General features: G+C 41.0%; 28 protein-coding genes. 20 read left to right on the plus strand and 8 right to left on the minus strand.

Going from position 1 to position 26721, the window contains the following annotated elements; all coding sequences use genetic code 11:
- Positions 1-64: 64 nt before the first annotated feature.
- Both K429_RS0122085 and K429_RS0122090 read right to left on the minus strand, forming a co-directional pair.
- A complete protein-coding gene (locus K429_RS0122085) occupies positions 65-1195 on the minus strand; it encodes an OmpA family protein (protein WP_007209856.1) in 1131 nt (376 codons plus the stop codon).
- A gap of 485 nt (positions 1196-1680) precedes the next feature.
- Positions 1681-2316, minus strand: a complete 636-nt coding sequence (locus K429_RS0122090; RefSeq protein WP_022210940.1) for an HU family DNA-binding protein — start codon at positions 2314-2316, stop codon at positions 1681-1683.
- Positions 2317-2731: 415 nt separating this feature from the next.
- Here K429_RS0122090 and K429_RS0122095 point away from each other — a divergent pair, with 415 nt between their 5' ends.
- The 5 genes from K429_RS0122095 to K429_RS0122115 all read left to right on the plus strand — a co-directional run bounded on the left by K429_RS0122095 (position 2732) and on the right by K429_RS0122115 (position 8215).
- On the plus strand, positions 2732-4822 hold the full coding sequence (locus K429_RS0122095; RefSeq protein WP_029328073.1) for a BT4734/BF3469 family protein: 2091 nt from the start codon (positions 2732-2734) through the stop codon (positions 4820-4822).
- Complete coding sequence (locus K429_RS0122100) at positions 4822-5727, plus strand: AraC family transcriptional regulator (RefSeq protein ID WP_029328074.1); 906 nt, start codon at positions 4822-4824, stop codon at positions 5725-5727. The genes K429_RS0122095 and K429_RS0122100 overlap by 1 nt, the downstream gene beginning before the upstream one ends.
- 82 nt (positions 5728-5809) lie before the next feature.
- Positions 5810-6811, plus strand: coding sequence for an aldo/keto reductase (locus K429_RS0122105; protein WP_029328075.1), 1002 nt, complete (start codon positions 5810-5812; stop codon positions 6809-6811).
- 16 nt (positions 6812-6827) lie between these two features.
- Positions 6828-7703, plus strand: coding sequence for an AraC family transcriptional regulator (locus K429_RS0122110; RefSeq protein WP_029328076.1), 876 nt, complete (start codon positions 6828-6830; stop codon positions 7701-7703).
- 92 nt (positions 7704-7795) lie between these two features.
- The gene (locus K429_RS0122115; protein WP_029328077.1) at positions 7796-8215 is read left to right on the plus strand and encodes a pyridoxamine 5'-phosphate oxidase family protein; all 420 of its coding nucleotides are present in this window, start codon (positions 7796-7798) and stop codon (positions 8213-8215) included.
- 21 nt (positions 8216-8236) lie between these two features.
- Here the strand turns inward: K429_RS0122115 and K429_RS0122120 are convergent, their stop codons facing one another.
- A complete protein-coding gene (locus K429_RS0122120) occupies positions 8237-8962 on the minus strand; it encodes an RDD family protein (protein ID WP_029328078.1) in 726 nt (241 codons plus the stop codon).
- Positions 8963-9062: 100 nt separating this feature from the next.
- On the opposite strand from K429_RS0122120, the gene K429_RS0122125 reads away from it, so the two are divergent.
- The 9 genes from K429_RS0122125 to K429_RS0122165 all read left to right on the plus strand — a co-directional run bounded on the left by K429_RS0122125 (position 9063) and on the right by K429_RS0122165 (position 18143).
- A complete protein-coding gene (locus K429_RS0122125) occupies positions 9063-10025 on the plus strand; it encodes a stage II sporulation protein M (protein ID WP_007216298.1) in 963 nt (320 codons plus the stop codon).
- Positions 10006-10938, plus strand: a complete 933-nt coding sequence (locus K429_RS0122130; protein WP_022210933.1) for a hypothetical protein — start codon at positions 10006-10008, stop codon at positions 10936-10938. Before K429_RS0122125 ends, K429_RS0122130 begins: the two co-directional genes overlap by 20 nt.
- Before the next feature lie 16 nt (positions 10939-10954).
- The gene (locus tag K429_RS0122135) at positions 10955-11569 is read left to right on the plus strand and encodes a DUF4129 domain-containing protein (RefSeq protein ID WP_007209828.1); all 615 of its coding nucleotides are present in this window, start codon (positions 10955-10957) and stop codon (positions 11567-11569) included.
- Positions 11566-12843, plus strand: coding sequence for a DUF4350 domain-containing protein (locus K429_RS0122140; protein ID WP_029328079.1), 1278 nt, complete (start codon positions 11566-11568; stop codon positions 12841-12843). Before K429_RS0122135 ends, K429_RS0122140 begins: the two co-directional genes overlap by 4 nt.
- 11 nt (positions 12844-12854) lie before the next feature.
- Entirely contained in the window at positions 12855-13829 is a 975-nt protein-coding gene (locus tag K429_RS0122145; RefSeq protein WP_029328080.1) for a MoxR family ATPase, read from the plus strand.
- Positions 13826-15136, plus strand: a complete 1311-nt coding sequence (locus tag K429_RS0122150; RefSeq protein ID WP_029328082.1) for a DUF58 domain-containing protein — start codon at positions 13826-13828, stop codon at positions 15134-15136. Before K429_RS0122145 ends, K429_RS0122150 begins: the two co-directional genes overlap by 4 nt.
- Before the next feature lie 73 nt (positions 15137-15209).
- Positions 15210-16343 (plus strand): GyrI-like domain-containing protein, encoded by a 1134-nt coding sequence (locus tag K429_RS0122155; protein WP_029328083.1) that lies wholly within the window; start codon positions 15210-15212, stop codon positions 16341-16343.
- A gap of 17 nt (positions 16344-16360) precedes the next feature.
- Positions 16361-17197, plus strand: a complete 837-nt coding sequence (locus tag K429_RS0122160; protein WP_029328084.1) for a zinc finger domain-containing protein — start codon at positions 16361-16363, stop codon at positions 17195-17197.
- Between the two features lie 172 nt (positions 17198-17369).
- Positions 17370-18143 (plus strand): class I SAM-dependent methyltransferase, encoded by a 774-nt coding sequence (locus K429_RS0122165; protein ID WP_029328085.1) that lies wholly within the window; start codon positions 17370-17372, stop codon positions 18141-18143.
- Between the two features lie 55 nt (positions 18144-18198).
- Here K429_RS0122165 and K429_RS0122170 read toward each other — a convergent pair whose 3' ends face one another.
- The gene (locus K429_RS0122170; RefSeq protein WP_029328086.1) at positions 18199-18822 is read right to left on the minus strand and encodes a hypothetical protein; all 624 of its coding nucleotides are present in this window, start codon (positions 18820-18822) and stop codon (positions 18199-18201) included.
- A gap of 164 nt (positions 18823-18986) precedes the next feature.
- On the opposite strand from K429_RS0122170, the gene K429_RS0122175 reads away from it, so the two are divergent.
- Entirely contained in the window at positions 18987-19769 is a 783-nt protein-coding gene (locus tag K429_RS0122175; protein ID WP_029328087.1) for a DUF4377 domain-containing protein, read from the plus strand.
- 351 nt (positions 19770-20120) lie between these two features.
- A complete protein-coding gene (locus K429_RS0122180) occupies positions 20121-22412 on the plus strand; it encodes an outer membrane beta-barrel family protein (RefSeq protein ID WP_044097041.1) in 2292 nt (763 codons plus the stop codon).
- 149 nt (positions 22413-22561) lie between these two features.
- On the opposite strand, the gene K429_RS29060 is transcribed toward K429_RS0122180, so the two are convergent.
- From K429_RS29060 to K429_RS30420, 3 genes are all read right to left on the minus strand, one after another.
- Complete coding sequence (locus K429_RS29060) at positions 22562-22909, minus strand: hypothetical protein (RefSeq protein WP_029327687.1); 348 nt, start codon at positions 22907-22909, stop codon at positions 22562-22564.
- A 387-nt stretch (positions 22910-23296) separates the two neighbouring features.
- Positions 23297-23710 carry a hypothetical protein gene (locus K429_RS0122195; protein WP_029327689.1) on the minus strand — a complete coding sequence of 138 codons (414 nt, stop codon included), beginning with the start codon at positions 23708-23710 and terminating at the stop codon, positions 23297-23299.
- A gap of 209 nt (positions 23711-23919) precedes the next feature.
- The gene (locus K429_RS30420) at positions 23920-24171 is read right to left on the minus strand and encodes a hypothetical protein (protein WP_155923443.1); all 252 of its coding nucleotides are present in this window, start codon (positions 24169-24171) and stop codon (positions 23920-23922) included.
- A 120-nt stretch (positions 24172-24291) separates the two neighbouring features.
- On the opposite strand from K429_RS30420, the gene K429_RS0122200 reads away from it, so the two are divergent.
- The gene (locus tag K429_RS0122200) at positions 24292-24795 is read left to right on the plus strand and encodes an HNH endonuclease (RefSeq protein WP_029327690.1); all 504 of its coding nucleotides are present in this window, start codon (positions 24292-24294) and stop codon (positions 24793-24795) included.
- Positions 24796-24881: 86 nt separating this feature from the next.
- On the opposite strand, the gene K429_RS0122205 is transcribed toward K429_RS0122200, so the two are convergent.
- The gene (locus tag K429_RS0122205; protein ID WP_044096968.1) at positions 24882-25454 is read right to left on the minus strand and encodes a hypothetical protein; all 573 of its coding nucleotides are present in this window, start codon (positions 25452-25454) and stop codon (positions 24882-24884) included.
- Between the two features lie 260 nt (positions 25455-25714).
- Between K429_RS0122205 and K429_RS0122210 the strand changes: the two genes are divergently transcribed.
- The 3 genes from K429_RS0122210 to K429_RS0122220 all read left to right on the plus strand — a co-directional run bounded on the left by K429_RS0122210 (position 25715) and on the right by K429_RS0122220 (position 26447).
- A complete protein-coding gene (locus K429_RS0122210) occupies positions 25715-25924 on the plus strand; it encodes a hypothetical protein (protein WP_029328090.1) in 210 nt (69 codons plus the stop codon).
- Positions 25925-26052: 128 nt separating this feature from the next.
- Positions 26053-26169, plus strand: coding sequence for a hypothetical protein (locus K429_RS31335; protein ID WP_369796093.1), 117 nt, complete (start codon positions 26053-26055; stop codon positions 26167-26169).
- On the plus strand, positions 26166-26447 hold the full coding sequence (locus K429_RS0122220; RefSeq protein WP_029328092.1) for a hypothetical protein: 282 nt from the start codon (positions 26166-26168) through the stop codon (positions 26445-26447). The genes K429_RS31335 and K429_RS0122220 overlap by 4 nt, the downstream gene beginning before the upstream one ends.
- The last annotated feature ends 274 nt before the right edge of the window (positions 26448-26721 follow it).

Raw genomic sequence — 26721 nt, forward strand, 5'->3', positions numbered from 1 at the left:
ACTCTCATAAACTAAAAATCCCCCTCGCTACAACTATCTGTGGCGAGGGGGATTTTAATTTTGTTTATTTGGCATCTTCAATAATAGAACAGATACTAACCCGGTTCCAGTCTGGTTCTGTGAACATGTCACCCACTCCCTGACCTTCTGCAGTAATGCGTGACGGGTTGATTTTATACTTATTGACCAAGATTGTCTTTACGGCTTCGGCACGCGCTTTAGCTATTCTTGCATTGACTTCGGCACTACCTTCCGGTGAAGCGTAGCCTTTAATCACCACTGTTGTATTTGCGTATTTCTTCATGTAAGAAGCCACACGTTCCACATTTGGCAACTGAGAGGCATCGACTGTAGATCTACCTTGTCTGAAAGTAATGATGGATTCTGGAATACGGCTGGTCTCCACTACCGTCTCAACAGGGATTACCCGGTTCTGTAAGTTGTTTACTTCTTGTTGCAGTGCGCTGATCTTCTGTGCGTCGACATTGATCTGACCGTTCTTCTCATTCACTTGTGAGCGAAGATTATTGATAGAATTGTTCAGGTCGCTAATCTCGGCTGGATCATAGAGTTTAGCCAAGGTAAAGTGATGGCTTCCGTTGCTACCACCAAAGTGGTAAGCTACACCTGCTGTTAGTTCAAAGGCGGCATTGTTTACATTGAATCGGCTACGGTTGTGGTCGCCTTGCATATCATATACCAATGCCGGTTTGACTCCTATCGTCCAGGCTTTAGCTTCTCCGAGATTGAAGTTGAAATTCATTCCGAAACGGCTGGACCAGGAGTTCACATCTCCAGGGCCGTCCATGTAGTAGTGCAGCCATCCCGCACCGGCTACGGCCTCTACTTCGAATATGCGCGGAGTACCTGTATAGCCTGCGAACAGGTTCATCAGGTTGACTTTACCCAATAAGCTAAGGTCTGAAGCATCAAAAGCTGTCTTACTGTTCGAGGTGTTTATATATCCCATGCCTTGAACTCCCAGTCCGAAAACGGGGGTAAGTTGCTTCGTAAACTCAATTCCCAAAGCCGGGCGGGCATTCTTGAAGAAAGCGCTGTGGCTTACAGGAGTTATAATACCGGTTTTTAGTTCTATAGACCAATTGTCTGTGAATTTGCTGCCTTGTACGGTAGTCTGGGCATTTGCAGCCAATGCTGCTAAAACAAATGCTGATAAAATAATTGATTTTTTCATAATTGAAATGCATTAATAGTTGATACAATAAAATATAACATGCCCTGAAGTAGTTTATTTGTTTGCTCTTTTCAGGAATAAAGCGGGAGGGTTAGGTTGCAGATTTCTTGTTTGCTTTGATCTTTGTTAAGTTTAAAGTTAGTTTAATCATATAATCTACTCTTTCTCGAATCCCGTTCATTAACGTAACAGCGATTCTTTCTTTAAAAATTTAATTTTCTTCTTCATAATTCATTATTTTAAATTCATAATTAAGGTTGCTGTTCATTTGTAACAACATAATCTTTGAAACATGGTTCGATGTATGAAAGGGTAATTAACAATAATTTAATGTTGCTCAAGATTCAATAAAAAGTTGGCTCGGTTTACTCTCACTACCCTCACTTTTAAAATAGCTTATTGATAATTAGAATATTAAGTGTGGGTGAGAGTAAAAATCCGGCGTGAGAGTAAGCTGCTTACTCTCACGCCGGATTTTTACATTTCTACATCATAACTTCTTCTGTTATACCGTAATACCCCACGTTTGGCGCATATATCGGTTGATTCTGTAATCCGATGTTTTTTAGCTTTCCTTCCCCGCGTAAGCGGCGGATATGCCCCATTGCGGTCGATTTCATCATGCCACATACCCTTTGGAAGTCACTTCTTGTCATCATGTGGTGCTGACTGAAGTAGATGGTTAGCCGGCTGTCTATTTCTTCATCCGATAATTTGTTGGAGTGTCCGTTGTGTTTTATATTCTTCAGTTTCACATTTCCGATTTCACTTCTCAGTTCCTGGTCCGCCCGGAATTTGATGCCTTTCAGCCTTACTTTCGTATTCTTCCGTTTTGTATCTTCTTTTATTTCTTCCGTGCAGGTCAGGGTAGGGTGGAAGTAACCGATACCATCCAGATGTACCTGCCTGCCTTCCGCCAGTTCTTCACCCATTGCATGAGACAGGGCGTCGAGCACGGCCGATACATCAGTTTCCGTCAGTGAACAACGTTCCTGGATTTTGCGTCGCAACCTGTCGGTTCCTGTTTTTCCGTTCAGTGTGATGCGTGCATGAAGTTTAGTTTCTTCTTGTGACTGGTTGGGAGCCACCGGGTTTTCGTACCATTCAAATAAGATTGCCATAGTTGCTTGTTTTAATTATAAGGTATTAATTTGTTTTACATTAGGGACTATTCTGTTTCCTCCTAAGGAACATCCCTTTTACCCTTAGGAATGATTGGGTATTAACCTTGGTCAACAGGCTTGTCAACGTTGGTTGCTCGGCTTGTTGACCTCCATTGCACGGCCTGTTGACCAAGGTTAACACCCAATAGGACTTACTACAAAGATACAAAATAAGCAGGGCTAAGTCAAGTGATTCCCTGTTTATTTCTCAATTATTATTGAAGCTTTTACTGCAAAATGTATGAGCTGAACTTTTTTGAAATAAATGCAGAATAATATGCTTAAATACTTGACTTTCGCTTTTTGGAGCAGTATCTTTGTAACTCTTTAAAGGAATTATACTATATAAATAAAATTCAAAACAGATAATGATATGAAAATCACTTCAATAAGACATGACAAAGATGCAGGCAGAGAGATGATGACCGTTTATGATGCCGACGTGCTGATGAAGAAGATGAAAACGGAAACCAGAGACGGGTATGTAACGGGGTTACGGACTGTCATCCCTCAGTTGGAAGGTACTGAATCCGCATTCTCTCATATTGACAAACTTCCACGTGTCTATCCTGCCGTGGAGTGCGCCCGGACTAAAGACGGAGGGCGAAGAATGAAACGATACAATGGTCTGGTTCAGCTTGAAGTGAAGAAGCTGGCTGGACTGGCGGAGGCTGAACTGGTGAAACGTCAGGCGATGCTGCTTCCTCAGACGTTTGCCGCTTTTTGCGGTTCCAGCGGAAGGAGTGTGAAAATATGGGTGTGTTTCGCCTTACCGGATGGAAACTTACCGAAGCGTGAACAGGAAGCCGCATTGTTTCATGCCCATGCCTATCGCCTGGCGGTGAGTTGCTATCAACCGTTGTTCCTGTTTCCTATTACCTTGAAAGAGCCTTCACTGATGCAAAGTTGCCGGATGACGCTCGATGAACATCCCGGATACAATCCTCATGCGGTACCTTTCTGTCTGGAACAGCCATTCTCCATGCCCGGAGAACAGACCTTCCGGCAACGGCAGTTGGCTGAGAAAAATCCGTTACTGAGGCTGGAACCGGGTTTTGAAACATCGCAGACCTTCACCATGCTTTTTGAAACCGCCCTCGATAAGGCGCTCCGGGATATGGAGAACTGGCGACGGGGAAATAATCTCCAACCGTTGCTTGTCCGCCTTGCGGAGTATTGCTACAAGGCGGGCATACCGGAAGAGGAAGTTGTGAGGCAGACGATTATTCATTATTATGCACAGGCGGAGCAGCAAACGGTACGTACTATGGTTCATAATATTTACCAAGAGTCTAAGGGCTTTGGCTCTAAAACTATTTTGACTCCGGAGCAGGATACCGCTCTGCGCCTGGAAGAGTTTATGGAACGGCGCTATGAGTTTCGTTATAACACGGTGTTGAACGATCTGGAATACCGTCAGCGGAATTCCATTCATTTCTATTTCAGACCGGTGGATCGGAGGGTACGCAATACGGTGGCGATTAATGCCCTGAAAGAGGGGATTCGTGCCTGGGACCGTGACGTGGAGCGTTATCTGACATCAGAGTATGTGTCTTTGTACAATCCTGTTGAAGAATACCTTTGCAGTGTGGGGCGTTGGGACGGAAAAGACCGCATCCGGGCGCTTGCCAATCTTGTGCCATGCAATAATCCGCATTGGCGGGAGTTGTTTTATCGCTGGTTTCTCAGTATGGTGGCTCACTGGCGTGGGCTCGACCGCCAACATGGAAACAGTACGTCGCCATTGCTGGTTGGGGCACAGGGGTATCGTAAATCTACCTATTGTCGCATTATTTTGCCTCCTGAACTGCGTTTCGGATATACGGATAGTCTTGATTTTAAGAGCAAACAGGATGCGGAGCGTTATCTGGGGCGTTTTCTGCTGGTGAACCTGGATGAGTTTGATCAGATTAGTTCCAACCAGCAGGGGTTTCTGAAACATCTTTTGCAGAAACCTGTGGCAAATTTGCGGAAACCTTACGGTTCTACCATTCAGGAAGTGCGCCGTTATGCCTCGTTTATCGGTACCAGTAATCAGATGGACCTGCTTGCCGATCCCAGCGGCAGCCGCCGTTTTATCTGTATCGAAGTGACTGCACCTATTGATACGAATGTCACCATCAACTACAAGCAATTGTATGCTCAGGCCATGGATGCCATTTATAAAGGTGAGCGCTACTGGCTGAATGATGAGGACGAAGCTATCCTGAAAGAGACCAACCGGGATTTTGAACAGGTCAGTCCGCTCGAACAGCTTTTCCACTGTTATTTCCGGGTGACGGAAGAAGAACGGGAAGGGGAATGGCTGACCGCAATGGAGATATTCAATTATCTACAGCAGAAAACCCGCGATAAACTGTCGGTCAGCAAAATAGGGCACTTCGGACGTTCGCTGAAGAAATTGGATATCCCTTGCAAGAAGACGAATAGGGGGACGGTGTATCATTTAGTGAGACTTGGATAATGGCTGAAACAATTCCTCAATTCTACAAGAGAATACAACGTTGCGATCCGAAACTGGATGCAACTTATTCTAAAGGGAAAGAATATTTCAATATCTTTTCCCGCCGGTGCAATTTCGGTACTGTGCAATTCAGCTATCGGGATTTCTATAAAGTAACTTTAATCATGGGTATTGGGAAATTATATTATGCTGATAAATGGATTCTGGTAGATCGTCCGGCGCTGCTGTTTTCCAATCCTCTTGTGCCTTATGCTTGGGAGTCTGTCAGTGAAGAGCAGAGGGGTATGTTTTGCATTTTTAATGAGCAGTTTGTGCAATCCGAAGAGAAGAACGGCTCTTTGGCGAATACACCTTTATTTAAACTGACGGGTGACAAAGTCTTCTTCCTGGATGAATCTCAACTGATGAAAGTACAAAATATATATGCTCAGATGCAGGAAGAGATACAATCCGGTTACACAGGTACACTTGATGTGTTGCGTTGTTATCTTCATTTACTGATACATACGGCCATGAGGATGCAGGATGCTAATCAGTATGAATCGCATCCGAATGCTTCACTGCGTATTGCAGAATTGTTTATGGAGTTACTGGAAAGGCAATTCCCGATAGATTATCCCCGTGCTGCATTAGTTCTGCGTACACCGACTGATTATGCCAATCGGTTGTCTGTGCATGTGAACCATCTGAATAAGGTTATTAAAGAAACGACAGGAAAAACGACCTCAGTACTTATTGCAGAAAGAATCGTAAAAGAAGCTGTTCAATATCTGCAACATAGCAATCTCTCTATTTCAGAAATGGCATTTGGACTGGGCTTTGAGTCTGTTTCCTACTTTAGTAAGTTCTTTCGTAAACATACAGGTAAGTCGCCGACTGAAGTCAGGGGGAAGGTAACTATTTGATTTGTACAAAGGATGATTTGAATAGTACTCATCTGTCCGTACGCTAACACCTAACTTTGCACCGAAATGAAATATTAAAATTATGAAGTACAGAAAATTAGGTAAAACAGATGTGCAACTTTCCGCTATCGGACTGGGTTGTATGGGAATGAGTGCTGCGTATGGAGTGGCGGACGAAAAAGAGAGTATCGCAACGTTGCACCGTGCCTTGGAATTGGGCATAAACTTTTGGGATACGGCTGATGTGTATGGGAATGGAGCCAATGAGGAACTGCTTTCGAAGATGGTAAGTGAAAAAAGAGACCGGATTTTTATTGCTACAAAGTTCGGCTTTCGTTTACGTAATAATCAAGGCAGTGTATTTGGTGGTGGTGAAAGTTATGTGGACGGTTCTCCCCGGTATATTAAACAAGCGGTAGAAAACAGCCTGAGGCGATTGAAAATAGAAACCATTGATTTGTATTATGCTCATCGGATAGATCCTGCTGTTCCGGTTGAAGAGACTGTGGAAGCAATGGCTGAACTGGTGCGCGAAGGTAAAGTCCGATATTTAGGTTTAAGTGAGTGTTCGCCCGAATCCTTGCGAAGAGCTTGCGCTGTGTATCCTATTGCCGCTGTAGAGAGTGAATATTCTCTGCTGACCCGCGATGTGGAGAAAGAGATCCTGCCACTGACCAAGGAACTGGGAGTTACGTTAGTTCCTTTCTCACCATTGGGTAGGGGGCTGGTTGCCAATGCAATCCGTGTAGAGACATTGGGTGAAAATGACTTTCGCAGGCATTTGCCGAGATACACTGGTGAGCATTGGGTAAATAACCAATGTCTGGCTATTGATTTGGCCGGTATGGCTGCGGAGAAAGGTGTCACTTCTGCCCAACTTGCATTAAGCTGGATACTGGCACAAAGTGAGAATATCATTCCGATACCGGGTACTAAGCGGATGAAATATTTGGAAGAGAACGTTCGGGCGGTTGATGTGGATTTGTCAGTTCAGGATATGGCGGATATAGAAAAGCTGTTGCAAAAGTATCCCAATGTTGGCAACAGATATAATGAGCATGAATTTAAGTTTGTAAATAAATAAATTTAGTACTGATAAGATGAAAAACTCAATTCCTCGGTATACATTCTATAAGAATAAGTATGGAAGTGAACTTCTGATAGATGTGGTAGAACTGAAATATGTAAAGAGGTTCCTGGCTGAAAGCGCCGTACACACGTTGACTTATTATGACATTACTTTTGTAACGGAAGGGGAAGGGAGTTTTTCTATTGATAACCGGACATATCAGGCTGTTCCCGGTGATGTTTTCTTTTCCAAACCGGGTGAGGTGCGGAATTGGGATACCGGTCGGATTGTAAATGGGTATGCTCTGATTTTTGAAGATGACTTCTTGTCCTCCTTCTTTAAAGATCCTCTGTTTGTGCAGCATCTTCCATTCTTCAAGATGGAAAAAACTGCATCCGGATTGCACTTGCCCGATGAACTTTATAAGCGTATGCTTCAGCTTTTGCATGATATTAAGGTAGAAATAGACCAATACAGGCAGGACGATGTACATGTGTTGAGGGCATATCTTTACGAGGCGCTGATGTTACTGAACCGAGCCTATCAGAATCTGATTTCGATGGAAGAGGGGAACAAAGAAGCGGGTGGTACACATATCAGTAAATTTATTGAATTAGTCGGGGCAGATATGAGAGAACACCATTCTGTCCGGCATTATGCAGACAAACTTTGTATCACTTCCAATTACCTGAATGAGATTGTAAATTCAGCTATGGGAATGAGTGCAAAACAATATATTCAGAATAAGGTTATGGAGGAGGCGAAAAGACTGCTTGCCTATACCGATTTTCCTGTTTCGGAGATTGCATTTGAACTTCATTTTTCTACTGTTTCTTATTTTGTGCGATGCTTTCGCCAATGTACGGGTGAGACCCCTTTGGTTTACCGGAGTATGCATAAACCGTGAAAAGTACTATTTCTCCCTTTGTTTTTGTTATGCCGATTTTCTGTTGTGTCCTTATCTTTGCCTCATTCAATAACCATTAAAATAATAATAGAATGAGAGAAGCGGAAAAAACAATCGGGAATATGATTGATAAATTGAAAATCGCTTTCCTGGGTTCGGTGGATGAAGAAGGCTTCCCAAATGTAAAAGCTATGTTGCAACCCCGGAAGCGGGAAGGGATAAAGACGATTTATCTGTCGACAAATACTTCATCGATGCGTGTTGCACAATTCCGGGAAAACAATCGTGCCTGTATGTATTTTTGTGATTCGAGGTTTTATAGAGGAGCAATGCTGCGTGGCACGGTAGAGGTGTTGACGGATAGTGCCAGTAAAGAAATGATATGGGAGGACGGGGATACCATGTATTATAAAGAAGGTGTTACTGATCCCGACTATTGTGTACTGAAGTTTACGGCAACTTCCGGAAGATTTTACAGTAACTTTAAATCGGAGAGCTTTGTTGTGGTGTAATTACGTATTGCTTGGGAGATATCAGATTTCTTCCAATGCATAATACTGGTAGTCGCGGAGAACGGTCTGGAGAAATTTCTCCTGATTGTTCTCACGGGGTGTCACAGAAAGAAGTTCCTGAACTTTTTTTGTCAGTTGTGCAATGTACCGTATGCGGTCTTTTTTCCCGGATTGTAAAGTTCGGGTAATTACGTTTATCTGTTCCAGCGATAAGTCAGCGGCTTGCGGATAAGTAGGCTGGTAGTTCTGGGTCAGATAATTAAATTCGTCAAGGCTGACATGTATTTTGCGGTAGTTTTTCTCTTTGATAACCATGGTACCCGCGGCAAGGTCTCCCATCCGTTGACTGTTTTTGGTTAATAGAGCGACTAATAGTCCGAGACCTCCGGTAATCGGACCATCGATAGGGAAGAGGAGCCACCGGAGTAAGTAGGAACTTATGCTCGGAACGGAACCGTCAGCTTTTACAACACGGATATTCATCAGTCGTTTCCCAAGGCTTTGTCCGTAATTGAACATCTCGCATAGAAAAGAATAGAACAGCACCGGTAAATAGATTACCGCCAGGAAGAAAATCATAGTGAAATCCGAAGGCAGGCAGAGCTTGGATAATACCGTTACAGTTGAAAATATATAGAATCCAATCAGAACGTAATCAATAATCAAAGCAATGATTCGCTCGCCAATACTGGCGGGCGTCTGGCTGATGCGGACAAATTGCCCTGTAAGAATAGTAGATTCTGCCATTGCTGATTGAATATTTCTAAGTATTTCGTTGCAAATATATCATTATTCTCTTACTTTTGTTATTGATTTCAGACAAAACTCATTCGAAGTCAGTAAAAATATGAAAGAAGTAACGTTTATTCGTCGGAATATAGAAAAATGGAAAGAAGCCGAAGGCGTGGTGGAGCAAGCCACAAACTCGTCTCCTGACCGGCTTGCCGATGTGTATACGGATCTTACTGCCGATCTGGCATTTGCGCAGACGCACTTCCCGACTTCCCGTATTACTATCTATCTGAATAATCTCGCTTCTGCTTTACACAATAAAATTTATCGGAACAAGCGTGAGAAATGGTCGAGAGTCATCACTTTCTGGACGAAGGAAATTCCTCAGGTTATGCACGATGCACGCCGGGAATTGCTGGTTTCATTCCTGATTTTTATAGTGAGTGCCTTGGTCGGTGTTATATCCGCTGCCGCTGATCCGGATTTTGTCCGCCTGATTATGGGGAATTCTTATGTAGACATGACGTTGGACAATATTGCGAATGGCGAACCCATGGCGGTGTACAATAGCTCATCTGAGGTTCCGATGTTTTTGGGAATCACGTTGAATAATATTATGGTTTCTTTCAACTGCTTCGCAATGGGGATACTGACCAGTTTTGGTACAGGTTATATGCTTTTCAGTAATGGAGTCATGTTGGGAGCTTTCCAGACATTCTTTTATCAGCACGGTTTGCTTTGGGATTCTATGCTTGCCATCTGGTTGCATGGAACACTCGAAATCTGGGCTATCATTGTAGCCGGCGCTGCCGGTTTGGCTTTAGGTAACGGATGGCTTTTCCCCGGAACTTATTCAAGACTGGAATCTTTTAAAAGAGGAGCGAAAAGAGGATTGAAAATTGTAGTGGGGACAGTCCCTGTGTTTATTATGGCAGGTTTTATTGAGGGGTTTCTCACACGCCATACCCAACTGCCGGATATGTTGAGACTCGGCCTGATTCTTACATCCCTGACATTTATTTTATTCTACTATATTTATCTACCTAATAGAAAACGACATGGAATCACAAAAGCCTAAAATCGCAATGTATGTAAAACGTAATTTCGGTGAGAAACTGAGTGCGTCTTTTGATTTTATAAAAGAAAACTGGAAGCTGATGCTGAAATTTACTACGTATCTGCTTTTACCGATTTGTCTTATTCAAGCGCTGAGTTTGAACGGGATGATGGGATATATGACGGTGCTGGCTGATTTATCAGGTGGCAGCGTATCTTCTGATGCATCTCTAATGATGTCATTCTTTTCTTATTATAGTCTGTACATGTTTGTTTTTTTGATAGGAACGATTGCGCTGACTTCTTTGATTTATGCATTGATCCGAACCTACAACGAACGTGACGAACGTCTGCAAGGCGTAACTTTGGGGATGTTGAGGCCGATGTTGCTCCGTAATGTGAAAAGATTGGTTGTGATGACTCTTTTCGGATTACTCTTAATGGTACTTTTAGGGGTGATTATGGGATTCATGGCGGCATTGCTTTGGCCCGTCCTGTTCCTGGTGATTCCGTTTGTGATTATTTTGGCTGTACCATTTGCTCTTTGGGCACCGATTTATCTCTTTGAGGATATCTCCGTTATGGAATCTTTGAAGAAGACTTTTCGTCTGGGTTTTGCTACGTGGGGAGGTATTTTCCTGATTTCCCTTATTATGGGTTTAATTGCCGGTATCTTGCAGGGAGTGACGATGATGCCCTGGTATATAGGCACTATTGTGAAATCCATATTTGCAATGAGTAGTGGAGGCAGTGAGGCTACGGTATCGGTAGGATATAATTTCATGCTTTATCTGTTGGCCATTGTCCAGGCATTCGGTGCTTATCTTGCTATGATCTTTTCACTTGTAGGTCTGGCGTATCAGTACGGGCATGCTTCGGAAAAGGTGGACAATATCATGGTGGAAAGTGATATCGATAATTTTGATAAGCTCTAAAAACAGAATTGTATAAATGATAACTTCTCCGGCTGATACATTGGTATGTGATACTACCCAGCTTGCCGTGTGGCAATCTGATCCGGCGTATGACTATGGCCGTGAGTTGATGGCTCCTGATATTAATGTGTTTGAATGGTTCAACAGGTGGTTTGGAAAGATTCTGCAAAAAATATTCGGCAGCCATTTTGCTGAGGAATACTCGGAGCTTATTCTGATAGGCATTGCTATCCTTCTTTTAATTTTGATAATCTGGTTCGTTTACAAGAAGCGACCGGAGTTATTCATGATTTCCCGTAAAAATGCTTTGCCTTATGCAGTGGAAGAAGACACTATTTATGGAGTTGACTTTGCGCGAGGTATTGCTGACGCGCTTTCGCGTAGTGATTACCGGGAAGCGGTACGATTGCTGTATTTGCAGACGTTGAAACAACTCAGTGATGAAAAGCGTATAGACTGGCAGCTCTACAAAACGCCTACACAATATGTTTATGAAGTGCGGATGCCCGCTTTCCGACAATTGACCAATCATTTCCTGCGAGTGCGTTATGGAAATTTTGAAGCTACAGAAGCATTGTTTCATGTCATGCAGTCTTTGCAGGAAGAGGTGAAGAAAGGAGGCGCTGTATGAGAGGAAGCCATTGGTTTATCATCTGTATCGTATCCTTTCTGGTCCTGATGTTTGCAATAGAATGTCGGTTGCCGAAGAAATTCGTATGGACTCCTACTTTTAGCCACTATGATAAACAGCCTTTCGGATGTGCTGTTTTTGATAGTTTACTCTCTGCTTCATTGCCGATGAGATATTCGGTATCCGGGAAAACCTTTTATCAGTTGGAGCAGGAAGATACGGTTTCCCGCCGGGCGATATTGGTTGTTAACAATCATCTGGCTCTGACAGATGTAGATGTGAATGCCTTGTTGAAAGGGGCGGAGCGGGGAAATAAAATAATGTTGGTGAGTAATTCATTTACAGGAAACTTACGGGATACACTGGGGTTTGAGAGTAGCTACTCTTATTTTAATCCGATTGTGTTGAGAAAGTATGCCGCTTCATTGTTGTCGAAGGATAGTTTGCATTGGGTAGGAGATTCTACTGTCTATCCCCGGCGGATCTTTCGTTTTTATCCGCAATTGTGTTCCTCTTATTTCTGGCAGGACTCGCTCTCTGTGAAAGTGTTGGCGGAGAAATCTATTTCATCAGATGAATTCAGATATGACTTTGGGGTGAAGTTTGATTCATTGCAAGTGGATACCCTTTGCAATGTTCCGGTTGCCATGTCTTGTTCGTGGGGAAAAGGGGAAATTATTTTGGTTTCTACTCCGCTGCTTTTTACCAATTATGGTGTACTGGACGGAAAGAATGCAGCTTATATTTTCCGTCTGCTGTCTCAGATGGGAGAGTTTCCGATAATACGCACAGAGGGATATCTGGAGGAAGCTGCACAGGTACAGATGTCTCCTTTCCGCTATTTTATTTCGCAACGACCGCTTCGCTGGGCTTTGTATCTGACAATGATTGCCATTCTGCTCTTTATGACATTTACTGCGCGAAGAAGACAACGTGTGATACCTGTGATTCATGAACCGGAAAATAAATCCATGGAGTTTACGGAACTGATCGGTACGCTTTATTTTCAGAAGAAAGACCATGCCGACTTGGTTCATAAAAAGTATATTTACTTTGCCGAAGAGTTGAGAAGAGAAATCCAGGTGGATGTGGAAGACGTGGCGGATGATGAACGCTCTTTCGATAGGATTGCTCAGAAGACCGGCATGAGTGCGGAAGAAATCGGTAAGTTTATCCGTACGGTCAGACCGGTGATTTATGGAGGGCAAACGATAACTGCGGAGCAAATGAAGCAGTTTATTGATAAAATGAATGAAATAATCGATCATATATAAAGAAGAAGTTTATGGAAGAGAATACAGAAAAACGGGTGGATCTAACTCTCTTTTCCGAGAAAATACAAGAGTTGAAAGACCGGATTGCTTCCGTCATTGTAGGGCAGGAACAGATGGTGGACTTGGTGCTGACCGCTGTGTTGGCAAATGGGCATGTGCTGATAGAAGGAGTGCCGGGAGTGGCGAAAACATTGTTGGCACGCCTGGTTGCCCGTCTGGTCGATGCAGATTTCAGCCGCATCCAGTTTACTCCGGATTTGATGCCGAGTGATGTACTGGGTACAACGGTATTCAACATGAAAACCAATGATTTTGATTTCCATCGCGGTCCGATCTTTGCTGATATTGTACTGGTAGATGAAATAAATCGTGCTCCTGCCAAAACACAGGCTGCCTTGTTCGAGGTTATGGAAGAGCGTCAGGTCAGCATTGACGGAGCGACCTATCCGATGGGAGAACTTTATACGATTCTGGCTACACAGAATCCGGTGGAGCAGGAGGGGACTTATAAATTGCCCGAAGCACAACTTGACCGTTTTCTGATGAAGCTGACGATGGATTATCCCTCATTGGATGAAGAAGTGAATATTCTGGAGCGTCACCATACGAATGCTGCATTTGTGAAGCTGGAGGACATTACCCCGGCTATTACTAAAGAGGAGCTTTTGTCGCTTCGTAATCTGATGAAGCAGGTGTTTATAGACCGTACATTGCTTCAGTACATCGCCTTGATTGTACAGCAGACGCGTACAAGTAAAGCTGTATATCTGGGGGCTTCTCCGCGTGCGTCCGTGGCCATGTTGCAGACTTCGAAGGCTTATGCGCTTTTGCAGGGACGTGATTTTGTGACACCGGAGGATATCAAGTTTGTGGCTCCATACGTACTTCAGCATCGTCTCATCCTGACGGCGGAAGCTGAAATGGAGGGCTACTCACCAGTGAAAGTAACGCAACGCCTGATTGATAAGGTAGAAGTTCCGAAATGATTCTTACCCGTCGGTTTTATATGGTTCTCATCCTAATTATCCTGTTGATGGGTAGTGGGTATGCTTTTGCTCCGTTGTTTACCATCGGGCAGGGGTTGCTTTTTCTCCTCTTGCTGTCGGTGCTGGCAGACGGATATATGCTTTACCGGATTCGTGGGATTCGGGCATTCCGTCAATGCTCCGCTCGTTTTTCCAATGGGGATGAAAATGCGGTGAATCTTCGGGTGGAAAGCTGCTATCCGTATCCCGTCTTTACGGAGGTTATCGATGAAGTACCTTTCATTTTTCAGCAGAGAAATATTAGTTTTCGGGTACAGCTTCAGGCGAATGAAGGAAAACAAATCTGTTATCATTTACGTCCGACAAGCCGGGGGATTTATGGTTTCGGACAGATTCGCGTATTCGTAACCGGTCGGATAGGTTTGCTCTCCCGGCGTTATACATGCGGAGAGGAGCAGGATATTAAAGTGTATCCTTCTTATCTGATGCTGCATCGCTATGAATTGCTGGCAATGAGTGATAATCTGACGGAGCTGGGAATCAAGCGTATTCGTCGTGTGGGGCATCATACTGAGTTTGAACAGATAAAAGAGTACGTCAAGGGGGATGACTACCGTACAATCAACTGGAAAGCCAGTGCCCGCCGGCATGAACTTATGGTGAATGTATATCAGGATGAACGTTCACAGCAGATTTACAGTGTGATAGACAAGGGAAGGGTTATGCAGCAGGCATTTCGCGGAATGACTTTATTGGATTATGCAATCAATGCTTCCTTAGTTCTTTCGTACGTTGCCATGCGGAAAGAGGACAAGGCAGGGATCGTGACTTTCAATGAACATTTCGATTCGTTTGTTCCGGCCTCAAAGGCTCCCGGTCAGATGCAAACTCTGCTTGAGAATCTCTATAGCCAGCAGACTACCTTTGGTGAAACGGACTTTTCCTCTCTCTGCGTGCATTTCAATAAACATGTCAGTAAACGCAGTTTCCTGGTTTTATATACCAACTTCTCCAGTATGGGAAGTATGAATCGCCAATTGGCTTATTTGCAGCAACTGAATCGTCAGCATCGCTTGCTTGTTGTTTTCTTTGAAGATGCTGATATGAAAACGTATATTGCCTCTCCTGCGAAGGATACGGAGGGATATTACCGCCATGTCATTGCAGAGAAGTTTGCTTTTGAGAAGCGTCTGATTGTATCTACACTGAAACAGAATGGTATCTATTCGTTATTGACTACACCTGAAAATCTCTCGATTGATGTGATAAACAAGTATTTGGAGATGAAGTCAAGACAATTACTCTGAAAAACAGGAGCAAATCATAAAAGATGCCTATTTTGGATAATCATATCCGGAATAGGCATCGTATATTTGTGCCATGAATCAAACAGTGGACAAACAGTACTGCCAAAGTTGTGGGATGCCCCTCCGTTTCGATGTGGAAGAGTATTTAGGTACCAATGCCGATCACTCCTGCAGTGACGAGTATTGTTACTATTGTCTGAAAGATGGGAACTATACGGTGGACATCTCTATGAATGAAATGGTGGATATATGGGTGAAATACACGGATAAGTACAATTGGTATTCGGGAACCGACTATACTCCACAAGAATTAAAAACCTTATTGGACAAGCGTCTTTCCACCCTGAAACGCTGGCGACAGAAAGAGATGACGCAACATGTTCACTATGAAGCTGTCAATGGGGTTCGGACTTATATTGATCAAAATCTCTTTCATGAGCTTGATCCCGAACAGTTGGCTGAAATGGTTCACCTTTCATTCTTCCATTTCCGAAAGGTTTTCAGAAATGTTACCGGTGAGAATATCGGTACATATATTCAACGTTTACGGCTGGAATATATTGCCCATCTGCTTATCGCTACCGGACAGAGTATTGAAGAGATAGGTATGCAGACTAATTATCAGACAAAGTTTAGTCTGGCAAAGGCTTTTAAGAAGCATTTCGGCATTTCAATGTCAGCTTATCGTGAAAAGTATAAATCTGTCAATGCGAAACAAGAACCGGATAGTATGCCTGAGGCTAAAATTAAACGTATCAATACTTTGAAAGCCGTTTGCATAGAAGTAGGTGATACTTTTCGTGATAAATATGCTTACACTACAATCTGGAAGCAATTACTGCATTATAAAGCAGTTCATTTGCAGAATGGTCCCGGTAATCGTTTTGTGAGTATAAGTCAGGATAATCCTTGGGTTACACCGATGGAACAACGGCGGTTCTATATCGGGGTTCTTGTTGAAGGGCGTGTCAATTCCGAAGGGAAATTATTACTTCGGGAAATTCCCGGAGGGATGTACGCTGTTTTCAGGTATAAAGGCAGTTATTCTGATTTACCAGAATTTTATAAGACGATCTATAATCAATGGTTTCCTTACAGTATGTATCATCAGAAACGTCCGTTGACGTTTGAGGTGTATCTTAATGCACCGGATGAAACGCTGGTTGAGGAATTGCTGACGGAGATTTATATTCCTATTGATAAATAACTAAATGATATAAGAGTATGTTAGAATTGCCAGAAGTACTTACACTGAGTAAGCAAGCCAATGATGTTTTAAGCGGTAAAACGATTACGCAAGTGTTCAATGCTACCAAGCCTCATAAGTTCACATTCTATAGTGGCGATCCACTGGAGTATGGGAAGTTGCTCGTCGGAAAGACGATTTTGTCGTCTAAAGGATATGGAATGTTTGTCGATTTTTACCTGTCGGGCAATGTGATAATGAATATCGGTGATGGGGTGAGCGCACGTTACTATAATCCGGGTGATAAAGTTCCTGCCAATTACCAGTTGCTGCTGACTTTCGAAGATGAATCGTTTCTTGTATTCACGGTTGCCATGTATGGTTTTATCAGTGCCTATCCCGATGGCGTTATCGACAATAAATATTATACGATAAGTCGTGAAAGTATTTCTCCGTTGAGTGATGCTTATACGGAAGCGGAATTTGAGAAATTATTTGCTTCAGCCAAAAAGACATTGACGGCTAAAGCTCTGCTGGCTACCGAACAACGTATTCCGGGTGTAGGCAATGGGGTAACGCAGGATATTCTGTTCAATGCCGGGATTCATCCGAAACAAAAAGTGCTTGACTTGTCGGATGGACAGAAAGGGGCACTTTTCAAATCTCTGAAGGATACCTTAATGGCTATGACTTCCGGAAGAGGCCGTGATACCCAGACGGACCTTTATGGAAATGAGGGAGGGTATAAAACGATTCTTTCTTCCAAAACATGGAAGAATCCCTGTCCGCGCTGTGGCAGTGTGATTGTGAAAGAAGCCTATCTTGGAGGGTCGGTTTACTATTGTCCTGAGTGTCAGAAAATAAGGAAAATATAATAACAACTTAAATTACAGTTATGGCGAAAGGAACAGGTCGCAAGGGTGGTGTTCTTTTTTCTCTTCCGATAATTTGCAGGAATAAAAAGTCTGCCTATCTTTGTGGAGATATAAAAAAATGTTGAATGTTTAAAGTTAAGAAGAATTCGGTAAGTAAATAACTGTGGGCATCATGAGCAACGAAAATAAATCTATTCACGAATTCGATTTTAGTTTAATCTGCGAATACTTTTCAAGTGTAGAACGTCAGGGACCGGGAAGTGCTGAAACAACAATCAAGGCTCTTAGCTTTGTTGAGGGGCTTACGGATAAATCTCTGATTGCTGATCTGGGTTGTGGCACAGGTGGCCAAACGATTACGCTGGCGCAACATACTCCGGGGCAAATTACAGGCATTGATTTGTTTCCTGATTTTATCAACCAATTCAATAGTTATGCCGAGCACTTTAACCTGCAGGATAGAGTGAAAGGTATTATTGGATCAATGGATGAACTCCCGTTCCGGAATGAAGAATTAGATCTTATCTGGTCGGAAGGAGCCATCTATAATATTGGTTTTGAATACGGGTTGAATCTATGGCGTTCGTTTTTGAAGAAAGGCGGTTATATTGCCGTATCAGAGGTATCATGGTTCACTGACGAACGTCCAGCTGAGATCAATGATTTCTGGATGGATGCTTATCCTGAAATAAATACGATTCCCAATAAGCTGGCACAGATGCAGAAGGCCGGATATATTCCTGTAGCCTGTTTCTGTATACCGGAAAATTGCTGGATCGAGCATTTCTATATGCCACAGGTTGAAGCCCAAGAAAACTTTCTACGAAAACATGCGGGTAACCAGGCGGCTGAAGAACTGATTGCTAATCAGCGCCATGAGCAACAATTATACTATAAGTATAAAGACTTTTATGGTTATGTATTCTATATCGGAAAGAAAATCTAAATGAAGAAAAGACCGTATCAGAATGGATGATAATCCTTTGTTGATACGGCCTCTTTTATGGGTTGTAAAACTCTAATTCATCCACTGCTTTCCATCCAAAGATACCGTTTTTTATTGTAACATGCAATATACATCCCATAGCTACTTGTGCATTTATGGGGACATGGAAGTAAAGACAGTCGTCAGGATTATCCTGGTCGACAGCTTTCAGAATTCTGCATTCAGGCAATATGGTCCGATAACGAGCCAATTTATTGGGCTTTAAAAAACGGATTTCTGTTACTCTGTATTCTTTGCGTACGGGAGTCCTGCTTGCCAACCAATGATTCATATTCAGTAACAGATTGACACCCATACCGTGAAAAAGCATTCCTATAACAATGCCAAAGGCGATGGTTTTCAGGTAATATCCGACTTTTGTGTATTTATCTGCCAGTAGTATGCCAATAACAATGATAAAAATGGCGGTGAAAAGCATCACGAATGCCATGAGTGGGCGATAACTGATACCCCGAAATGCTGTTTGCTGGAGCAATACAGTACTGGGAGTGGCCAGATAACCCACTCCGACAAGTATTGCCAGGATCACAATTACTATCAGCCAGACATATATAGATTGCCTGCGCTCTTTCTTTTTTTCCCGGATTTGTCCGGTGGTTGTTATTCTTCGATATCTCATTCTGTTGACGAAGGTACGCTTTTATATCTTCATATAGCCTATCTCCTTTAAAATTCTATTCAAGCTTCTTCTGAGAAAAGAAATAAAAGGCTTTGTTTATAATAAGCTTAAAGAGATTTTGTATATCTTTGCATAATTAAAAAACTAGACTTAAAGAAAACATTATGAAGACAAAACGCTTATTAGGATTATTGCTATTAATCCTGTCAATCACTGGCTTTGTTGCTTGTAGTGATGATGAACCGCAAGACAAAGTAAAAACTGTAAAAATGCTTATTTCTGACAAAACAGGTACTTATCAGCCTTGGGGAAGTGATTCTCCCATTGATTGTATGCTGGTGAAAGAAGAAAGTGAAAGCGACTACAAAACGCTGGATTTTCAAGGTATTACTGATTTCGTTTACGAAAAAGGCTATGAGTATGCTTTATGGGTTGAGAAAAGAACTTTGGTTGATCCTCCTGCTGATGGGAGTAGCATTGTCTACAAATTGATAGATGTAATATCGAAGGCAAAAGTAGAGTATGAATACACTATAAAAGTAGATGGTCCTAATCCTTTTATCCTGTCTCCCGAAGGTGGTGAATATGAAATACCTTTTACCTGTAAAGCGAAGAAATTTGCAGAGGGTGGTCTGGTTGAAGATAGGTATATTCCTTTAAAAGGGTTGAGATATAATATGGGTACCAATTACGGAGGGTTGACAAGAGTCGTAAAAGATGGTGAAAAGGTTGGGTTTTATAAATTTGTAATAGAAGGTATTCCGCGTTTTAATATGAAAGCGGCTCCTGTATGGTATTGTGGTATTTACACTCCGGATGCAGATTTACTTTTCGGACCTGAGCCGGAGTCTATTTATAAGCAACTGTTTGAACAACCGCAAACAGAGGGTGAAGATTATTTTATGTATTCGGTAGTCTTTATGTCTACAGGCACATTTGCTGAATAAACTCTAAAATAATATTTGAAATATACCTGAACCGTGTCTGGTCCGTACCAACTCCGTACCTGGTCCGTATAAAGGTACCTTTATTGGGAGTTGATACGGAGCGGGTACGGACTTGATACGGAGCGGGTATGGAGTTGATACGGAGTTGGTATGGACTTGGTAAGGCAGCGAGAGTATATTAGCGGATGCATCAAGAGTTGTGGGTGAATCTTATATTTAAGAATATTAAATGTTTTTCTTCTTTATAAACCAAATATGATTTTTTCGCTTCGTCTATAAACAGAGAAATCAAAACATGAAATTTCTGTAATCCGAGCTAATGGTGGCATTAGTATCTGTAAATGACATAGAATGATGCGATTGAATAAAGTAATCTTATCTGTAATCAGCTATATTGTAGTAGGCAGTTTTCAAACAGTCGTATGGGGACAAACCATTAGCGGCAAGATAATAGACAGTGAACAGCGCCCCATAGAGGGGGCAACCATTGTATTGCAAACGGTAGACTCTATTTATATAGATGCGTCGATATCAAACGCTGACGGTATATTCACTTTGAATGGCCAACAAGAAAAATACCGCTTGATTATCCAACATCTTTTATTTCATACGAAGCAAGTAACCGGCAATGGGAAAAATGCCGGGACTATTCAGTTGCAGCCTCAGGATTATGCTTTGGATGAAGTGGTGGTAAAGGCGGAACGCCCATTTGTAAAAGTGGAGAATGGACGTTTAGGTTATAATCTCGCTGTTTTATCTGAAAAGCAAGTAGTGAATAATGCTTATGAAGCATTGATGAGGTTACCGGGAGTGCAAGAAAGTAAGGGAGTGTTGACTCTGGTCGGTGCAGGAAATCTGACTGTAATCCTGAATGGAAAACCTACCACAATGGATGTCGGGCAGCTTGAAACTCTTTTGCGTAATACTCCGGTAAACAGGGTGGAGAAAGTGGAAGTAATGTATAGTGCACCCCCTGAATATCATGTACGGGGAGCGGTTATCAATGTTGTTTTAAAACGCTCGAATGACTATTCTTTTCAAGGAGAAGTAAGTGCTGATTATAAGAATCAATATTTTAATAGCGGTGGCATGAAAGGGAATTTCCGTTTATCGACACCCAAAATGGCTTTTGATGTGATGTATGGAGCGAATGATGTGAAGAATATGGAATATATAGACCTCGATTCCAGGCATGCACTGAAGAATGAACGGTACGATATCAGCCAGAATGAGCAATTACGCAGTAAGTATTGGAATCACAATTTCAGAACTGCGTTTGAGTATAATTTCAATGACAATCATACGATTAATGTGATATATACAGGTAGCTATAGCCCCGATCAGTATAATAGCAGCGAAACGACAGGGAATTATCAAACCAGTAATGTGGATAAATATCTTGATACGCGGATGAATAATGTCACATTGCAGTATCATTCAGGATTTGGACTTGAAATAGGTGGTGATTATACGCATTATAAATCCGACAATCATCAAAGTCTTTATGCCGACTATCAGGATGGCAGGCAAAGCAGTTTTTCAATGGTTGGCGGACAAAGAATAGATCGCTATTCTATTTATGCAGATCAAAAACATTCATTATCTAAAGGATGGAGTTTAGGATATGGGGTATCCTATCGGTTTGCAAAAGATCGTGATTTTCAGACTTATGATAAGGTAGTGGGGGATATTCATACTCAGAATATGTACTCTGATCTGAAAGAACAGACTACTAATTTTTATGTGTCACTCAGTAAAAACTACGAGACAGGAGTTTCGTTCTCTGTATCGGCTACGGGAGAATATTATACTATCGGCAATTATCATAAATGGGCGGTTTATCCACAGGCATCGCTGACTTATTTTAAAACGCCAAAGCATACATTCCAATTCTCCTTATCTACAGATAAGGCGTATCCGGGCTATTGGGATATGCAATCGTCTGTTAGTTATCTCAACGGGTACACTGAACTGTGGGGAACACCGGGATTGAAACCTATGACTAATTACAATTTGAACGGGAGTTATATCTTGAAGCAAAAATATATTTTTAACCTGTTCTTTATGCATACTCCAGATTACTTTATACAAACTCCTTATCAATCTACCGACAGACTGGCGTTAATTTATAAAAATACAAACTGGAACTATATGCAGTTGTGGGGGGCAAACATCATATTACCTTTCAAAACAGGAAATTGGTTGGATTCTCGATTGACTGTAGCCGGTATGCAGATGAGGCAACGTTGTGATGATTTCTTTGATATACCTTTCAATCGAAAAAAGTGGGTGTTCAGTGCTATGCTGGATAATACTTTTAAAGTGAATAAAAATCTGGCTTTTGAATTGATGGGGAATGTGCAGACACCGGTTATACAAGGAACATTCGATATTGAATCCATCTTTAATCTTACTGCCGGATTGAAATGGAGTTTTGCAAACGACAGGATGAGCCTTTCCGCTCGTTGTAATGATATTCTTAATACAGGGATGCCTAAGACAAAAGTTCGTTTCAAGGGACAGGACTTAGATATGAACAGTGCTTTCTATTCGCGGGCTTTTACTCTGAATCTCAGTTATCGCTTTGGAGGGTATAAGAAAAAGAATCTGAAAGAGGTGGATACATCAAGGTTTGGAATGTAATTATTATTAGGTGGAACACCTGGTATATTGAACAAAAAAACTCTGAAATCATTCGATTTCAGAGTTTTAAGCGGTGCGTACGGGACTATGCAATAACTTGTAAAATACTAATTTTCAACACAATGCATTGTTAATAATAATCTATGGTATCACATTTTTTCATTATTTCCTCTTATATTCATCTTCTTTACCGCATTTTGAAGCTTGGATATAAGCGTCATAATCTCTTTATATTCTTTCTCTTTTTCTTTATAATTCAACATATCCCCTTTTCCGGTACATAACCAGTATATATTAAGCATTGGGAACTTCTCTATTATGCGAGCTATATTATCGCTTCCTATACCTCCAGAGCTTGCGTGCAACGCATTGTTTAAATAGCCATTTGACAATCCGCACTCATCTTCAAAATTCCGTACACTCTTAATCATTTTCTCACTTTTAGCGTACATAACAAATTTATGTAGTCGTATCGCTGCACTTTCTTTATTTCCCATTTGGTATATGTTTTCGTAACAAATTCGTTGTTAAACAGCATGTTTAACAACATATATAAATCTCGAACCTTTTTAAAATACAAATGTTATCTATCAACCATAATTTAAATAATCGTACTATATGGAGAAAGTTAACCTTCCCGTTTGCCGTCTCATAAGGCAAATTAAAATTCTCATGCGACAGTCTTTGCGTATATCTGAAGATTTAGAATGTGCGCATAAAAGAATAACCGATCTTGAGAAAGAACTACAGGCGCATAACCTTGTATCGCAACGTAAACAAGCAATTTACGAGATGAAGATACTGCAACATGTCGAACCTCAAGGAGCATGAAACTACTTTTAGCCTGGATAGAAAGGCTTCATGTAAATGGGCTTTTCTATCATTTATGCACTTTCTCTATTAAACGTTTCCTTTGCATCTACAAACGCATGCTCAAGAGTTTCAAACTTCATCTTCATATTTTCAATGAGCCTTTCATAACGTGACACGGTTGTTTCGTATAGTCTTGCCAGTTCATCATAGGTAAGCCCGAACGTTCCGATGTCTGTAGATGACGACAATTCATCATTATTCAAGAACATAGAACCTTTTCCGGTAAGGATGTAGTTAGCGTTGACTTGGGGGAATGCCTCGCAAAATGAAGATAACACATTAATAGAAGCTCCTTGTCTTCCTGTCCTTATGTGCGACATCAATGTCTTATCTAGTCCATCTATACTATTTGCGATTTTAGCATCGCTAATCCCGATTTTATCAACTATTGATAAAAACCTTTCAGAATAAAGATTCTTTGCCATAATATTATTTTTAAAAAATTTATCTACTTTTCTTTGTAGTAGATAAATTATCTACTACCTTTGTCCCCGTAACACCTGCACGTGCTACGATACAAATTTGGTTAAACTTTCCTCGAAAGAGGTTTAACATATATAGATATCCGTTTCATGTGCAGATGAAGCGGATATTTTATTTATATCCAGTTGTACAATCGGTTATTGTTTCCGCTTTACGAGTACTGCGGAGGGCTATCGGGGAAAATACGTTCGACCAATAACAGATTTAAAACAACCTTCCGAAGCTTCACGGTGAAAGCCCGTGAGGGGATGCACGAAAGAAGGCAGTCGATTGAAATAAGCAGACTGGTGCGCAGGTGCAGGTTACGAGATAACCAACTCTGTAGAAGCTGAAAGCCGAGATTGGAAGCACCCAATTCAGAGCCGATGGGGTCGATACCTAACTTATACTGGTGATTTGCCATCGAATTATCCCTGAACCGTTAGAGAGAAAAACCGCTCTCTACGGGTAAGGGGATGATTCACTCAAAAATCAACGTTCCTTCAAACCTGGTAATTTATAAGTTAACACAATATATAATAATATGGATAATGTACTTAATGTAAATACACAATTTAAGAAGAAAGATATAGATATATTCCTTACTTCAAGAAAGAAACCATATTTAATAACCGCAGAACAAGTTATAGAATATTGGGATAAGAAGAATTGGTTAACAGTAAAAGGTGAAAAAATTAAATCAATAGCTGCTCTCGTAAATGTGGCAAATAGTTACCTCACTGAAAACAAACGAAAAGAATGTCTTTTGCCTGCTATTGACGAAACAAATCGTAGAAATCGCCAAAACGAATGGTCGCAAAAGAGAAGCCAATATTATGACCAATTAGAAATGCCACAATGGAAGTCTTATAGAGAATTTATATTCACTGTAAGAGGTCGAAAATGTGAAATTTGCGGCAATGAGAAAAAACTAAATATACACCATGTAAAATATATCAACAATAGATTTGCATGGGAATATCTACCTTCTGATGTTCTTGTTGTATGTGAAAGCTGCCATAGGAACATACATAAGATACCTCATTAATAACCGATGTAAATATTTCAAAGAACGAATTATGAAAGAAGAAATATTAAATTCATATACAAACTGTTTTTGTTCAGCGAATAATTTCAATCTTTTACCTCCATCTTCGTTACAAGAGAAAGAAGGTTGTCTGTATTATGTATATCATGGTTCTTTCGGAATAAAAAAATCAGTTCTATTAAGGAGTTCTTCTGAACTTGAGTTAATAAAATCTTGTTGGGGTCAGACACGGAAGATATGATTGTATTTATCATTGCGTTTGCCCCATTGATATCATTAATTCTCTCCTGATGGACTATTGTTGATATAGAATGAAGCAAATATTTGAATACAGCTATTCTATCATTTGTTTCTAATCCTCTTTCTAAATAATACTGCGATAAAGACATTTGTATTTCTATAATATTTTTTTCCGATCTAATATAATTCTCCATATTCATATTTAATACATCATCCTTTATCCTTCGTATATCTATTGCGGAAAATATCTGCCACCCAATAAGTACTGTAACCAGCAAAGACAATATTCCCACTATTATCCCTTGGTAATCCATTCCTAAATCAGAGGTATGCGGATAGGTTCTGCATAATGCAATTATAGACACTAAGACGGATATTCCAGATAATATCAATATTACTATGTTTCTATATTTATTCATATATACTTATTAATCAACTACTTACTTAAAATATGTTTTATAACATATATAAGTAGATAAAATATCTACTATTATTCTTTGCGGTAGATGATTTATCTACTATCTTTGCATCGTCAACCAATAAACAAACAAACTTGGTACATGCAAAAAGAAAGTGATGGCTTTCCCAAGTCTCACACATTTTCAAAGACAAATATAGTCGTAAGCTTTCTTATTTGCAAATAAAATACATATAAAATCTAAATAAACATAGAAATAATATGAAAAAAGTGAGTAAAAAGGATATTTTGGGTATAAAGGCAGGAAGTTCTATGACTTTCCACATGGATACCTACGAGGCTTTGAAAAGTGCGCATACATATGCTTATCAATTAAGCCATTCAAGTGACAAGCCACAGGATGTTAAGAAATACAGATGTTCCTACTCATTAAAGGATTTGACTATAACCATTATAGCGGTGGGGAAATGACACGTTCAGAGGCTCGTTTAATCGCAGAGGAGTTGTACAATCTGATAGGCAAAAATATGAAATCATATATATCAGAATGCATAAAGTACAATTCAGATGAGTATCTGAATACAGAAGAGGCTTCAACTATGATTGGTATTAGCGTAAAAACTCTCCGAAGAAGAAAAGACGAGTTTCCTCATGTCAAAATAGGTAAAAGAATAATGTTCTCAAAGAATGGGATCATTGAATTGATGAACAGATGAAAGCAAGAGATTACAAACTGGTGAAAGATGGCAAATACAATATGAAAGCCATCATGCAAAGAGCCTGGGTTTACATGAAGCAGAATAAGGCTTTCAAGTGGTATTCTTTTAATAATGCATTGAAAGATGCTTGGATGGATGCACATTTGAAAATGGATGATTATAAGGCTCAATTTAATCCTCAGTATCTGGATTATCCCAAACCCGCTAACAATTTTAGGCAAGCCTTGATGGATTTAGATCCAACTTTAAGATGCTACGATAGTAGTTGGAGATAACAATTAACCTCATATGATTATGATAGAAACAATTATGATATCGCTGAGCTTGTACGCTGGCTATAAACTGTTCAGTAAGTCAGGTGAAAAGTTCTTCTACAAAGATTGATCCACAGCCCTACTGACGGATTGAACGACATCCAGTAGCGAGAACTGGGTAGGGATCTAAGGCGAAACCGATGAGCCTAACATTCGGGATGGCATGGTAAGCCTCAATAGTGTACCAGTGTTCCGCACACTTAAAATTAGGCGGCGCCGATAAGCATATAGCCGA

Origin of the sequence: Bacteroides sp. 14(A), from assembly GCF_000526555.1 — a bacterium.
GTDB lineage: Bacteria > Bacteroidota > Bacteroidia > Bacteroidales > Bacteroidaceae > Bacteroides > Bacteroides cellulosilyticus.